Raw genomic sequence first — 13,545 nt, 5'->3', positions numbered from 1 at the left:
AAATCGGATTATATTGCTTGGCCTTTGCTATCTAGCGGCTTTCGCACTTTTCTACATTGAACCGATCGCCATCGGATCCTTAAATGTCGCCGCTTTGTGGAAGGTCGTAGCGATTGGTATTGTTGGTCTGCTCGTTCTGTTAATACGAAGGTATCAATTCGTCCCAGGAGTGGCCTTATGGGGGATCATGTATTCGGCTGCATCAGTGGTTAATCCGTCAGTTATTATAGAGCCGGTCGAAACGTGCAGCGAGGCTATAAAGTACCTTTATATCCCAGCGATATTTATTGCCCTCTATGGCCTGCACCGGAAGCGCCACCTAGCCCCAGACGCAGTTTTAAGATTTGCAACACATGTTTCAGTTTTTATCTCGCTTAGCGGCATCCCGTTCGTACTTGGTGTTTTGGACCCTATTTCCGCCGGCGGCTATGAACTGAGCCTGTTTGGCATAGATGGGCGAGGGTTCAACGGGATTTTTTTTCATTCCCATGGCGCCGCGATCACCATGGGAACCTCAGCGATTGTCTTAATTTGGGCAGCGAAACGTTCAAATGGCCTTGCAAGTTCGGCGTTTCTCGTGTTGCTTGCTATTTTTGCTTTGTATTGCACATTTCAAACTTACGCACGTACGGGTTACGCTATGGCCGCGCTAGGGTTGCTTATAGTCATCTTATTACCTTTCAATGTCATTAGATTTATGGCAATTATGCCCCTGGCGGCGGTCACAATATTCTTTGCAGCGGGCGCCATTCTAGACAATGAAGCACTGTTGATGCGATTGCAGGGTCAGAATATTTACACGATCGCGTCCGGTTCCGGAGGAGACCTTTCGTCGGGTAGAATTCGTTTCTGGGCTGCGGGTATCGATTCGTTCTGGGACAGCCCGCCAGAAGAATGGCTGTTCGGCGCTGGTCCATACTACGGAAAAGAACGTATGCTGGAGCGCGTTAACCTAAGGATTTCGACACACAATAGTTTTTTCAATGCGCTGTTATATTCGGGAATCTTGGGCTTAGGCATTTTTCTTACCTACACGCTGTCATTGGTGCGAATGGCTTGGCGCGGGCGACGAGACCATTTGGCGGGCAATTTGGTCATAGCGTTGACTGGTGCCTATCTCGCCCAATTGACGTTGCAGGGCGAACGGGCATTTCTGCCGGAATTGCTGCTAGTTTTGGCCATCTTTAGCGCCACCATAAGATCAAAGAGTGGACTCGCAAACAAGGCCCACGCATCGACCAATCAGCAAGGAGCCGTCTAGGCTCCGGACACATTGATTGGGGCGGTTCGCGCGGATCAGGTTCCGCACTGATACCCGACCTATGAGCAACCTTTTCTGGCTGACGGACGGTAAGGCTCCGCCGAGGGCCGCCTGCCGGGGCCTGGTTTTATGACTTACGTCATGGCGTATGTCATGCGCTAAGGTCGTTTCACAGTTTGAAGTCATCGCGGCGGGCGATCTCGGTCGCCGCCGGACCACCCCCTCTGTCAGGGAAGTTGTCGCCCGCTCTGATAACGAAAGTGTATTGGTGAGGCGGGCGGGACAACGAGTTGGCGTATTCACCGGAACGGAAGGCGGCGGTTCTCATGAAGTTGCTGCCGCCGAACAACATGCCCTTGGGCCAGTTGGCCAAGGAGGAAGGGATCAGTGTCGCGACGCTCGCCAAGTGGCGGGCGGAGGCTCGGGCGAAGGGGCGGCTCCTGCCAGATGCGAACGCCGGGCCTGAGGGCTGGACCTCCGAGGACAAGCTGGCGGCGGTGATCGAGACAGCCTCGCTGAACGAGGCCGAGCTGGGCGAATACTGCCGGCGCCGTGGCATCTATCCCGAGCAGCTCGGCGTGTGGCGCGAAGCCTGCGCGCGCGCCAACGACTGGGAACGGGCGGCCACCAGCCGGATCACCCGCGAGACGTGCGACGTCAAGAAGCGCATCCAGCAGCTGGAGCGTAAGCTTACGCCGAGGGCCGTCTGGACTTACCGGCTTTTCTCATCGGCCATGATGCGCTCGATGACGTCGGGTTCGCACTTTTCTGCGTGCAGGAACCCGAGGATCCCGCCATTCCAGGTCCGGATGTCGGCGAGGAGTTCCTGCAGGCATTCGATGCCGCGGTCGGTGAAGGTCGTGATGCCTTCCTCGGTTCCGTTGTCGACCCAGATCTTCTCGCCATAGTCGATGTTGTCGGAATTGGCGCTGACGAACTCGACAAGTTCCAGGTTCTCGCCGATCTGTTTGGCGACCTCGTCGATGGTAACGACATGGGTGACGCGGGCCATCAGGCGGCCTCGGCCGAACTGGCTGCCGGTTGCTGCCAGTGCCACGGCAGCAGTTCGGACAACCGCGAGACCGGCAGGTCCGAGATCCTGGCGATGGCGTCCGCGAGCCATGCCTGCGGGTCGATGCCGTTGAGCTTGGCGGTGCCGATCAAGGAATACATGAAGGCGGCGCGGTGGCCGCCGCGCTCGGAGCCGGCGAAGAGCCAGCTCTTGCGGCCGAGGGCCACTCCGCGCAGCGCCCGTTCCGCGCAGTTGTTCGACAGACAGACCCGGCCGTCCTCAAGGAACCGGGTGAACCCGGGCCAGTGGTCGGGCGAGAGCAGGTAGTCGATGGCCTTGGCCACCTTGGCGTGCTTCGACAGGAGCGCCCGCTCGGTCCGGAGCCAGCGCTCCAGATCCTCGACCAGCGGGGCCGAGCGTTCCTGTCGTGCTGCGAGGCGGTCGGCGGGGTCCTGGCCGTTCAGCTCGCGCTCGATTGCGAAGATCGCGTCGATGCGCGTCACCGCCTCGAAGGCGATCGGCGAGATTTCCGCTGCGTCCTTGCCCTTGCGGATGTTCCCCTCGACATCGGCCAGTTCGAAGAACTTGCGCCGGGCATGGCTCCAACAGAGCGCGGGCAGGATCGGCCCCGGCTTGCGGTCGCCGCGGTAGAGCTGGTTGTAGCCGGCATAGGCATCAGCTTGCAGAAGCCCCTGCCAGCCTTTGAGATGTTCTGCTGGGTGTTCGCCGCCCCGGTCGCGGGAGAACCTGAAGAATACGGCGGGCGGGGCGGTGCCGCCGAAGGGTCGATCATCGCGGACGTAGGTCCAGAGCCGCGCCGTCTTCGTGCCGCCCCGTGCCAGCAGTGGAACGGTCGTGTCGTCGCCATGCAGGCGGGACGCAGTGCGAACATGCGCCTCGATCAGCGCGTGCAGCGGCTTCAGCAGTTCGGCCACCGCGCCGATCTGGTCGGCCAGCGTCGAGAGGCTCAGATCCACGCCCTCCCGCGCATACCGTTCGGCCTGGCGGTTCAGCGGCTGATGCTGGCCGTATTTCTCGTAGATGATCATGGCCAGCAGGCTGGGGCCGGCCCAGCCGCGCGGGATCGGGTGGAACGGCGCCGGCGCCTGGCTGATCTTCTCGCAGGCCCGGCAGGTGAACTTCTCGCGGACGGTCTGGATCACCTTCCACTGGCGCGGCACCACCTCGAGCGTCTCGGTGATGTCTTCCCCCATCTTCACGATGCGGTCCGAGCCGCAGCAGGTGCAGCTGGTCGGCGCCGAAACCACCACCCGCTCGCGCGGCAGGTGCTCGGGGAACGGTTTGCGCACCGGCTTCCTGCGCTCGAAGGAGGCGACCTTCGTCGTCTTCTCCGCACGGACCCGATCCTCGGCGGCATTGGTCACCAGCTCCTCGAGCTGCAGTTCCAGCTGATCGATCAGCCGGGCCGTCCGTTCGGCGCTGCGCCCGTATTGCTCGCGCCGGAGCAGCGCGATCTCGAGCTTGAGGCCCGCGATCATCGCCTCCGAGGTCGAGACCACTGCGCGGGCCTGCGCCAGTTCCGCTTCGGCAGCCGATGCACGACCCTCCGCAGCAGTGAGCGCGGCGCGCAATTTCTCGAGTTCGGACGCGGGATCGGACATGGCCGCTTCTACCATGCACGGCCATGGAAGCCAACAAATACAGGAGCTTCTGCCCGCTTACCCCATCTTCTTCGGCCTCTGCGTCCAGCGCGGATTTCGCCAGTCAATTCCGTCGAGCAGATAGCCGAGCTGGGCTGCGGATATCGCAACGGCCTCGCCCGTGGTGCTCGACGGCCAGACGAACTTCCCGGCTTCGAGGCGCTTCGCATAAAGCGACACGCCGACCCCGTCGAACCACAGCAGCTTCACCACGTCCGCCTTGCGGCCGCGAAAGCAGAAGATCTCGCCGCCATGCGGGTCGCGGCCGAGCCCCTGCTGGACCTTCAGCGCGAGTGAGTTCATCCCGCAGCGCATGTCGGTGACCCCACCTGCGATCCAGACCCGCGTCCCCGCCGGAAAGGCGATCATGCCCGCTCCAGGATCTGGACCAGCCGCATCAGCGCACCGGCCTCGATGTCGGCAGGAACAGCGAGGCGCCGGCCATTCGCCAGCGTGATCTCGATCCGCGCGTCGGCATCCGCCGCCCGCACGGCCGATGCCTCCCGCTGTCGGTCGCTCAGATCAGGGCCGATCTCCACCGGCGTGAACACCGGGCGTCCGCCATCCAGCAACCCCTTGTGATACGCTCGCCGCCATTGCGTCAGAAGCGGCCGCGAGATCCCGTGGCGACGCGCGACCACCGAGCCTTGCCGGTGACCGCGATAGCTCTCCTCGACGATCCGGATCTTCTCCGCATCCGTCCAGGTCCGGCGGCGACCGAGATCGCCCGCCGCGATGACTTCAAATTGTGAAACGACCTTAGCGCATGACATACGTCATGACGTAAGTCATGAAACCAAGCCCCGGCAGGCGGCCCTCGGCGGAGCCTTACGCTGGAGCGTGAACTTGCCCGTAAGGAGAAGGCGCTGGCCGAGGCCGCCGGGCTGATGATCCTGCGAAAAAGGGTGGACGCGATCTGGGGCCGCAAGACGGCCAGGACGAATGACCTCCGCCTCGGATCGCCATGAGGTTGCCGTCCTTGTCGCCACGGCCACGGAGACAGGTGCCCGTGAGGCGGCAGCCTGTGCCGAGATCGGCCTCAGCCCGCGCACCCTGCACCGCTGGCAGGGCCACGACGGCGGGATCCGCGAGGATCGCCGCCCGCCAACAAGCTCTCGGAAGATGAGCGCGACTGCATCGTGGCGACCTGCGCCACGCCGGAATTCACAAGCCTTCCGCCGAGCCAGATCGTGCCCCGGCTGGTCGAACAGCACATCTACATCGCCTCGGGATCCAGCTTCTACGGGGTGTTGCGCGAGCGCGGCCAGATCCACCGCCGGGGCCGCGCCCGACCGGCGGCGCGCCGCAAGCCGCCCACCAGCTTCGAAGCGAAGGGGCCGTGCCAGGTGTGGAGCTAGGATATTACGTGGCTCCCCGGACCGATCGCCGGGGCCTTCTTCTATCTCTACCTCATCGTCGATATCTTCAGCCGCAAGATCGTCGGCTCGGAGGTCCATGATCGCGAGACCTCGGACTTCGCGGCCGAGGTCCTCAAGCGGGCCGTCTGGTCGGAGCGGTGCCTGACCAGACCGCTCGTACTCCATGCGGACAATGGCAGCCCAATGAAGGGGGCGATGGAGCGGCTGGGCGTCCTTCAGCCGATCCCGCGTCAGCAACGACATTGCCTTCTCCGAGGCGCAGTTCCGGACCTACAAGTACACGCCAAAATGGCCGACCCGGGGTTCGCCACGATCGATGAGGCCCGGACCTGGGTTCAGAACGTCGTCTGCTGGTACAACACTGAGCATCGTCACAGCGCGATCCGCTATGTCATGCCCGAGCGGCGCCACCGCGGCGAGGACAGGGTTTTGCTCCCCGAACGCGACCGCGTCTACCAGCTGGCCCGCGCCGCGCATCCGGAGCGCTGGTCAGGCCGGACCCGCAACTGGCAGCCCATCGGATCGGTCTGGCTGAACCCGGGACGTCCCGGTGACAGGTGCGGAGGCCATGCGTCCGCCGGCGCGCTCCCCCATGAAGCTGGCGGCGGCGGACCCATGGCCGGGCCAGTCGAACACGCAGCCTGAAAACGAGAGACCGGGACAACCACGTTGACGAACACCGAACAGGGTGGCAGATCACTTGCTCAAGGCAAAAAATCGCCGTCCGGCGGCGCATCCCCATGCGCAAAACGGCTTGACCGGAACGGACCCTTTACCGAAGTCTGGAGCCTAAGAAACAGCACGCTGTCGAGGCCTCTTAGCGCGCGCCCAATTGGATTGTGGAGACGGAAAAATAAGACGTTCAATGTGTATGCAGGCTATGCTCCGGGAAAACTCTGGTCGGAACCAATTTCAGGTACAATCCGCAGTGCGAATTGACTACCGCGTCGGGGTCATGCCAGATAGATGTATATGGGTAGTACATCAACTTCGCAGCGGGTTCAGGTCGCATGCAGCCTGGCGAGCGTGCTAATACAGCGTTGCTCATCAGCGGCTTTCAACCATGAAGCGTCCGACGAGATCGCCCGGATTAGTCGCGCCGACCTTCTACAATAACGCGCTCTAAGGGGCGATTGTCAAGGACGGCAAAGCCATAACGCCGCGGGAGGGTGATGTGACATGATAATACGGTGTAGCATATTAGAAGCAAACGCTTGCTGGGAAATGCGAAATAGGTGTGAACTGCCAGAGGCATTAACACGTGCATCCAAGATTGACAGCCCGGTTTCCCCCCAAAAACGCGCGCCAATTTCCGGCAGGGTCGCGCACCAGATGACAGCCACGGCGCTCTGCACCAAGGTAACGGCACGATGATGCGTAGTCTTAATATTTTGACGGTTGACCTCGAAGACTGGTTCCATGTGCTCGACAATCAGGCCACCCGGACCGAAACCGAGTGGGCAGCTTTTGAGAGCCGAATCCCCGGGCAAATTGAACAGCTGTTGGCGCAATTTGCGCATCATAACGTGTATGCCACCTTTTTCGTGCTGGGTTGGGTCGCCGAGCGGTTCCCTGAGTTGGTTGCCAAAGTACATGAGGCCGGGCACGAAATTGCGTGTCATTCTAACATGCATCAACTTGTCTACGAGCAAAGCCCGGACGCTTTCCGCACAGATCTCGAGACTGCGGTCAAAAACATCGAGAAGGCAACCGGGCAGCGCCCCCGTGCCTTTCGCGCGCCTGGCTTTTCGATCACGCGGGCAACTCCATGGGCGTTTGAAATTCTTGCCGAGCAGGGCTTCGACACCGATTGCTCGATCTTCCCCGCACCGCGCGCCCACGGCGGTTTCGAAGGATACGGCGATGGGGTCCCTGCTATAATCCGGACCTCCTCTGGTAGTGAAATACGGGAATTTCCGATGAACTACGCTACCGTGCTTGGCCGCCCCCTTGTGTACGGCGGTGGCGGCTACTTCCGCCTGATCCCTGGGGTTCTAGGGCGGCAATTGTTCCGCCAGAGCAACTATAACATGACCTACTTCCATTTACGCGACTTCGACGCCGGCCAGCCGATGATACCGGGACTCTCTCCGGCGCGGCGTTTCAAGTCCTACGTTGGCATTTCTGGCGCTACGGCAAAGCTGGATAGGCTGCTCGCGGCGTTCGATTTCGTAACCCTCAGAAAGGCGGCCGGCCTGATAGCCTGGAAAGATGCTAGGGTGTTCGACCTCGAGAAGGAGGTGGAGATATGAACGCTCACGACAAGTGGCACGCCACTTGTGGAGTGTCGGCGCAAAGGGACAATATGCGCGACCACTGCTTGAGAAGCATGAACTCGAAGGGCTCATATTATGCCGAAGTATGAATTTGTAAACGCTCTCGAGCGGGCAAAAATTGAAGACTATCTCGCCCTGTTCGAATTGACTTATGGTCACAATAGGAAGCTAACCGCTCCTTACCTGCATTGGCTTTATGAAAGTAACCCTCATGGCCGCGCAGTCGGATTCGATGCTTATCTAGATGGTGAGTTGGCCGCCCATTACGTGACTATACCGCGCATTTACAGAGTGGACGGGGAAAACGTTCAGGGGGTGCTATCCGTCAATACGGCGACCCACCCGAACCACCAGCGCCGGGGCCTTTTTACGCGCCTCGCCGCGGCGACTTATGAGCGTGCTGCAAACGAGGGCTATAAGTATATTGTCGGCGTCGCGAACGCTCAGTCCATCCACGGCTTCCTCAATAAGCTCGAATTCGAACATTTGGGCCAGATAGGTCTGGCCCTATGGCGGCAACCTTCGCCCGTCGTACCCGGCTATGCCCATCTCGACCAAGGCGAAGGCTGGGTCCGCTGGCGTTTGTCAAACCCGTCGGCGGAGTATTTCCTGACACCCTATGGACAGGATGAAGCCATCGTGAATACCCGCCGCGGTCGGACTGTGTTCTCGCTAGGCCGCACGAAACGAACAGATCTGCCCAACGACATTCCAGCCACACCATGGCGCCGCAATCGCGGGCTGGCGCCGCTTACTCCGGTTTACCCGAAAGAAGGCAAGGGCCCCTTGCTTCCGGCAACCCTAATGCCATCACCTTGGCACGTCATCCTGCGCCGCCTCGAACCGGGGCTGGACGCCATGGCTAAAATTCAATTCGACGGTCTCTCGATGGACACTTTCTAATGCTCATTAACATAGAAAACGTATTCGGCAGCAGTTCCGGTTCAGAAATTCGCCCGATATCCTAATCGACGGTCGGCCACACGCCAATTTTCGTACGTATCTTCGGGCGTGCCGCGCTTGAAGCTTGCATTCGAGAAGCGGCCAACGGACATAACGTGGACACTATCGAAGTATTGAATGCGTCAGCGGGTCAAATTTAACGTAGAGCATGATAAAGGGTCCTTTTTATGAAGCTTGAAACGATGGGCTACCTCATTGAAGCCAATCCCCGCGCGGCGTGCCTCGCAGAAATGCAAGGTGTGCTGGATGATGATCAGCGCGCGTGTCGCTGGATGGCCTGCCTGAATGTGCACTCCTACGTGGTCGCGAAGGACGACGCGGCTTTCGACTCGGCGCTGCGTTCGGCCGATTGGCTTGTTCCCGACGGGATCGCACTGGTTTGGTCGGGACGCATGATGGGCCGCCATATTGCCGAGCGTATCACCGGGCCGGATGTATTTGAAGACATGATGACAGCGTTGAATGAAAGAAGCGGCAGTGTGTTCTTCCTTGGAAGCACCGAACATACGTTGAGCCTGATTTCGAAGCGGCTGGCGAAAGATTACCCCAATGTGCGCCTAGCTGGCACTTATTCGCCCCCCTTCAAGCCGGACTACACTGACGCGGAGCTTGGGGAGATGATCAATGCTGTAGCCGAGTCCGGTGCCGATGTTCTCTGGGTCGGCATGACTGCCCCCAAGCAGGAGAAGTGGATTGCCGAGAACCGCCACCGACTGCCGGTGAAGTACGCCGGCGCAATCGGCGCCGTGTTTGATTTCTACTCCGAGCAACTCCGACGATCAAATCCGACAATACAGAAGCTCGGCTTGGAATGGGTGCATCGTTTAGCAATGCAACCGCGCCGCCATTGGCGCCGAATTGCTTATTCGATACCCAGGTATCTCGGCTACATGCTGCTGGAAATCCTACGCCTCGGGGAAAACAGAGGTGGCACTCAAAGGAGAAATGAATGACCCAAAACAGAGAGCACGAAGACCGGTCGCCGGGTCCTCTGCCGCTACGTCGGAAAGGCGGAACCGAAAAGGAGGATCTAGTATGACTAAACGCGCGCTTATCACCGGTATCACCGGTCAGGATGGATCCTATTTGGCCGAATTCCTTCTGGAGAAGGGCTATGAGGTCCATGGCATCAAACGCCGTTCGTCGTCTTTTAACACCCAGCGGATCGACCATATTTATGAAGATCCACATGGCGATAATGCCCGGTTCAAGCTTCACTATGGCGATTTGACGGATAGCTCAAATCTTACGCGGATCCTGTCAGAGGTGCAGCCGGACGAGGTATATAATCTCGGCGCTCAGAGCCATGTAGCGGTTAGCTTCGAAGCTCCTGAATATACCGCTGATGTTGACGCTACCGGCACCTTGCGCTTGCTTGAGGCAATCCGCTTTCTGGGGTTAGAAAAGAAGACCCGCTTCTATCAGGCTTCGACCTCAGAGCTTTACGGCCTCGTGCACGAAAGCCCGCAGACTGAAACGACGCCCTTCCACCCACGTAGCCCCTATGCGGTGGCCAAGATCTATGCCTATTGGATTACAGTCAACTACCGCGAGGCTTATGGAATGTATGCATGCAACGGTATCCTCTTTAATCACGAAAGTCCCCGTCGCGGTGAGACATTCGTGACCCGCAAGATCACACGAGGTCTGGCTAATATTGCTCAGGGGTTGGAGCCTTGCCTCTACATGGGCAACATCGACGCACTGCGCGACTGGGGTCACGCCAAAGATTACGTTCGAATGCAGTGGATGATGCTACAACAAGACAAGCCTGACGATTTTGTCATCGCAACGGGCGTGCAATATTCCGTGCGCCAGTTCATCGAATGGTCCGCTGCCGAGCTGGGTATCCGCCTACGATTTGAAGGCCAAGGTCTGGGCGAGGTTGGCATAGTCGAGGCGATCGAGGGCGCCGCCGCTCCTGCGCTTTCGGTGGACGATGTCATCGTTCGCATCGACCCGCGCTATTTCCGGCCCGCCGAAGTCGAAACCCTGCTCGGCGATCCCTCCAAGGCCAAGGCGAAGCTCGGCTGGTCGCCCGAGATCACCGTTCAGGAGATGTGTGCCGAAATGGTTACCCATGACCTGCAGAACGCACGTCGCACGCGCCTTTTGCGCGAACACGGGCTGGATCTGCCTATGTCGATCGAGGCCTAAAGCAATGAGTAAGATCTATCTCGCTGGTCACCGAGGCATGGTCGGGGGCGCAATCCTGCGGCAGTTACAGACACGCGGAGAAACCAACATCGTCACCCGCACCCACTCGGAACTGGATCTGACAGATCAGGCCACTGTGCGTGAGTTTATGCGGTCTGAGCGCCCCGATGTGGTGATCCTTGCCGCCGCCAAAGTGGGCGGCATTCTGGCGAACAACAGCTATCCCGCCGACTTTCTTTATGAAAACCTGATGATCGAGGCGAATGTCATCCATCAGGCCTATGCCGCTGGCGTCACACGGCTTTTGCAGCTTGGATCGTCGTGCATCTATCCCCGCGCCGTGCCGCAGCCGATGCGAGAGGATGCGCTCCTGACCGGCGTGCTGGAGCCGACGAACGAGCCCTATGCTATCGCCAAGATCGCTGGGATCAAGCTCTGCGAAAGCTACAACCGCCAGCACGGAACCGACTACCGCTCGGTCATGCCGACCAACCTATACGGGCCGGGTGACAATTTCCATTCAGAGAACAGCCACGTTCTGCCCGCCCTGATCCGCCGCTTCCATGAAGCAGTGCAAACAGGGGCCGAAGAGGTAATGATCTGGGGCAGCGGCACGCCGCGGCGCGAGTTCCTACATGTAGACGATATGGCTGCGGCCTCGCTCTTTGTCCTCGACCTGCCAAAGGCGGATTACGAGGCCAATACTCAGCCGATGCTCAGCCATGTCAATGTCGGCTCAGGCACCGACATCTCAATCTTAGAGCTCGCCCACAAAGTTGCCGCGATCACCGGCTACACGGGGCGCATCGTGACCGACCCGAGCAAACCTGACGGCACAGTGCGAAAGCTGATGGATGTTTCGCGGCTGACCCAAATGGGCTGGTCCGCAGAGATCGGATTGGATCAGGGGCTTGGGGAAACTTATCAATGGTTCCTGGCCAATTCGGAGACCTTTAGGCGCTAAGAATTCACTATCATACGGCGTTGTTGCAGAACCCACCTTGAGGCGTGACTGCCCCTTACCCGCCTGACGGCAGACGACGCGGACGATCTCGGCGGTGCCAAGTGCGTTGAAGCGGTTCATGAGCGCGACGCGGATGTGGATCTCGGCGGTCAGGGTCCCGTGCCATGATGCGTTCGCCAAGAGCCTTGAGGCACCGCATCCTCGCCTCGATGCGGCTTCGAGCATGGTAGCCGGTCCATCGCTTCCAGAGCGCCCGGCCAAAGTGCCGGGTGGCGCGCAGGGTCTCGTTGCGGTCGCGGGCGGAGGGGCCGTCATCTTTCCACGGTCGGCCGTTCTTGCGGATCGGGATGACAGCCGTGGCTTGAGCCAGGCGATCTCCCTGTCCAACCAGATCAGCAGCGACCCGCGCCTGCGGAGCGCCCGGTTGTAGGTGGACCAGTTCGTCGTGCGGTATCGTGGGCGTGCAGGCTTCGTCATGCCACCCGTCTAACGCCATGGATTTCTGATGTGACTCCTTCCGGGCGGAAATTCTGCAACATGTGTAAGCGTCCCTTTCGCAAGAGGGTATTTGCAGGCTCGTAGCCCGTCGTCGGGTGCTGACATGTGTCCGGTCTCTGATGCGGCCACTTCCATGCCGCGGGCCCTTATGGTGTTCGCGGATCAGGTCCCAAATCAATGCCGCGTGCTCGGTGGCACCTTGTTGAAGGCTGCCGAAGTTCATCAGGAAAACGAATAAGCGGTTGATTTCCTTTGCTCCAAGATGGCGCGTTTGCCAAAATGGAGCTGCGACAGGCGGTTTTGGCAGGCTCAGGGCGTCAAAGAGATCGAGTTGCTTCGGGGTGTGCCGTTGAGGGTGCGGCTGCCGATATGGGCCGTGTGCTTCTGGATGCGGGCCAGCATCTCCAAGGCGGTGCGGGGGCTCGCCGCGTGCCCCTTTGCCTTCAGCCGCTTCCGGATTGGCCCGATGGCGAGCGGCAGCCCCCGGCTCGAAGGGGAGCACGGGCCTTGGGGGCTGCCGGGTCGTCGGACCGGCCCGGATGAGGGTCGTGCCGGCCAGCGCGCACGGCCTCCCGGACAAGCGGGGCCGCGCTTGTGAGGCTCGCGGATCCTGATCCCGGAATGACATCTCCCTCTTCCACAGGCCACACGCTGCGCGGCGGCGAGGTTCGGACTGTCCACCTCACAGGCAGAATCCGAAGGCTATCGCCTCGCCTCCCGCGCAGATGAGGGTCCACGGCTCTCGGGATCGGCCGAGGACAGGGTGCCGGTGCAATTGTCGAAGATGAGGCTTCCCTCGGATCCGAGCGCGAACAAGAGCATCCGCGACTGGACCGAGCTGCTGGCTACCGCAATCTTGGACCGCCTGCTCCATCATGCCCATGTCCTCAACATCAACCCTCGCGGTGATCGGCCGCTACATCCTGACGCCGCGGGTGATGGCGCATCTCGACCGGCAGAGGGTCGGATCGGCGGTCGAGATCCAGCTGACCGATGCGATCGCGGAGGAGATCCGGGCTGTCGGGCAGGTCTACGGGTTCCTGCTTTCGCGGCCGCCGACTTGATTGCGGCTCGAAGGCGGGGCTCCTGCAGGCGACGGGCCTTCGGGTTCGCGCGCCGGATCCACGCGACGAGTTCCATGCCTTGCTCCGCGAGACCCTGAGCGCCTGGCCCGCCGCGGCGTAGGAAGACAGGGGCGTCACCGCCTTCCGCGAATGGGCCGCATACCCTGGCTGTCCGGAAGGCGGGGGTCGGGGGCTCCGCGTCAGGATCCGGCGCTCTTCGGGTCATGTTTCCTCGGCCGCGCGCCCGTGATTTGCCTCGGCGCGCGCCTGGCCCGGAGTCGACGTCCCCCCGGTCTGGCGATCCGGGCCC

13 protein-coding genes and 3 pseudogenes are annotated in these 13,545 nt (G+C 60.6%); 10 read left to right on the top strand and 6 right to left on the bottom strand.

The window, feature by feature from the left end:
* The first annotated feature begins 187 nt into the window (after positions 1-187).
* A complete protein-coding gene (locus ACTVZP_RS20375; protein ID WP_443213997.1) occupies positions 188-1,261 on the top strand; it encodes an O-antigen ligase family protein in 1,074 nt (357 codons plus the stop codon).
* A 712-nt stretch (positions 1,262-1,973) separates the two neighbouring features.
* Here the strand turns inward: ACTVZP_RS20375 and ACTVZP_RS20370 are convergent.
* Genes ACTVZP_RS20370 through tnpA form a run of 4 tightly spaced genes read right to left on the bottom strand, consistent with a single transcriptional unit; the run spans position 1,974 to position 4,707 of the window.
* Positions 1,974-2,273 carry a hypothetical protein gene (locus ACTVZP_RS20370; RefSeq protein WP_443213996.1) on the bottom strand — a complete coding sequence of 100 codons (300 nt, stop codon included), beginning with the start codon at positions 2,271-2,273 and terminating at the stop codon, positions 1,974-1,976.
* Complete coding sequence (tnpC, locus tag ACTVZP_RS20365; protein WP_443213995.1) at positions 2,273-3,895, bottom strand: IS66 family transposase; 1,623 nt, start codon at positions 3,893-3,895, stop codon at positions 2,273-2,275. Before tnpC ends, ACTVZP_RS20370 begins: the two co-directional genes overlap by 1 nt.
* Before the next feature lie 57 nt (positions 3,896-3,952).
* Positions 3,953-4,303, bottom strand: a complete 351-nt coding sequence (tnpB, locus tag ACTVZP_RS20360) for an IS66 family insertion sequence element accessory protein TnpB (protein ID WP_011842166.1) — start codon at positions 4,301-4,303, stop codon at positions 3,953-3,955.
* Positions 4,300-4,707 carry an IS66-like element accessory protein TnpA gene (tnpA, locus tag ACTVZP_RS20355; protein ID WP_443213994.1) on the bottom strand — a complete coding sequence of 136 codons (408 nt, stop codon included), beginning with the start codon at positions 4,705-4,707 and terminating at the stop codon, positions 4,300-4,302. The genes tnpB and tnpA overlap by 4 nt, the downstream gene beginning before the upstream one ends.
* A gap of 366 nt (positions 4,708-5,073) precedes the next feature.
* Between tnpA and ACTVZP_RS20350 the strand changes: the two genes are divergently transcribed.
* The 8 genes and pseudogenes from ACTVZP_RS20350 (at position 5,074) to fcl (ending at position 11,673) form a co-directional block, all read left to right on the top strand.
* The gene (locus ACTVZP_RS20350) at positions 5,074-5,292 is read left to right on the top strand and encodes a hypothetical protein (protein WP_443213993.1); all 219 of its coding nucleotides are present in this window, start codon (positions 5,074-5,076) and stop codon (positions 5,290-5,292) included.
* A gap of 3 nt (positions 5,293-5,295) precedes the next feature.
* A pseudogene (locus tag ACTVZP_RS20345) lies at positions 5,296-5,490 on the top strand (DDE-type integrase/transposase/recombinase); the annotation flags it as partial.
* Positions 5,491-5,508: 18 nt separating this feature from the next.
* Positions 5,509-5,958 (top strand): hypothetical protein, encoded by a 450-nt coding sequence (locus ACTVZP_RS20340; RefSeq protein WP_443213992.1) that lies wholly within the window; start codon positions 5,509-5,511, stop codon positions 5,956-5,958.
* A gap of 725 nt (positions 5,959-6,683) precedes the next feature.
* On the top strand, positions 6,684-7,565 hold the full coding sequence (locus ACTVZP_RS20335; protein WP_443213991.1) for a polysaccharide deacetylase family protein: 882 nt from the start codon (positions 6,684-6,686) through the stop codon (positions 7,563-7,565).
* A 99-nt stretch (positions 7,566-7,664) separates the two neighbouring features.
* On the top strand, positions 7,665-8,492 hold the full coding sequence (locus ACTVZP_RS20330) for a GNAT family N-acetyltransferase (RefSeq protein WP_443213990.1): 828 nt from the start codon (positions 7,665-7,667) through the stop codon (positions 8,490-8,492).
* Between the two features lie 227 nt (positions 8,493-8,719).
* The gene (locus ACTVZP_RS20325; protein WP_443213989.1) at positions 8,720-9,505 is read left to right on the top strand and encodes a WecB/TagA/CpsF family glycosyltransferase; all 786 of its coding nucleotides are present in this window, start codon (positions 8,720-8,722) and stop codon (positions 9,503-9,505) included.
* An 82-nt stretch (positions 9,506-9,587) separates the two neighbouring features.
* Positions 9,588-10,709 (top strand): GDP-mannose 4,6-dehydratase, encoded by a 1,122-nt coding sequence (gmd, locus tag ACTVZP_RS20320; protein ID WP_443213988.1) that lies wholly within the window; start codon positions 9,588-9,590, stop codon positions 10,707-10,709.
* Positions 10,710-10,713: 4 nt separating this feature from the next.
* Positions 10,714-11,673: a GDP-L-fucose synthase gene (fcl, locus tag ACTVZP_RS20315; protein WP_443213987.1), complete on the top strand. Its 960-nt coding sequence runs from the start codon at positions 10,714-10,716 to the stop codon at positions 11,671-11,673.
* A 75-nt stretch (positions 11,674-11,748) separates the two neighbouring features.
* Here the strand turns inward: fcl and ACTVZP_RS20310 are convergent.
* Together ACTVZP_RS20310 and ACTVZP_RS20305 are read right to left on the bottom strand one after the other, a co-directional pair.
* A pseudogene (locus tag ACTVZP_RS20310) lies at positions 11,749-12,031 on the bottom strand (IS5/IS1182 family transposase); the annotation flags it as partial.
* A 435-nt stretch (positions 12,032-12,466) separates the two neighbouring features.
* Positions 12,467-12,630 (bottom strand): annotated as a pseudogene (locus ACTVZP_RS20305) (IS1634 family transposase); the annotation flags it as partial.
* A gap of 422 nt (positions 12,631-13,052) precedes the next feature.
* Between ACTVZP_RS20305 and ACTVZP_RS20300 the strand changes: the two are divergent.
* Entirely contained in the window at positions 13,053-13,235 is a 183-nt protein-coding gene (locus tag ACTVZP_RS20300; protein WP_443213986.1) for a hypothetical protein, read from the top strand.
* The last annotated feature ends 310 nt before the right edge of the window (positions 13,236-13,545 follow it).

Source organism: Rhodobacter sp. NSM (assembly GCF_052244495.1).
Classification (GTDB): domain Bacteria; phylum Pseudomonadota; class Alphaproteobacteria; order Rhodobacterales; family Rhodobacteraceae; genus Cereibacter_A.
This window is presented reverse-complemented; position numbering and strand designations above follow the sequence as displayed.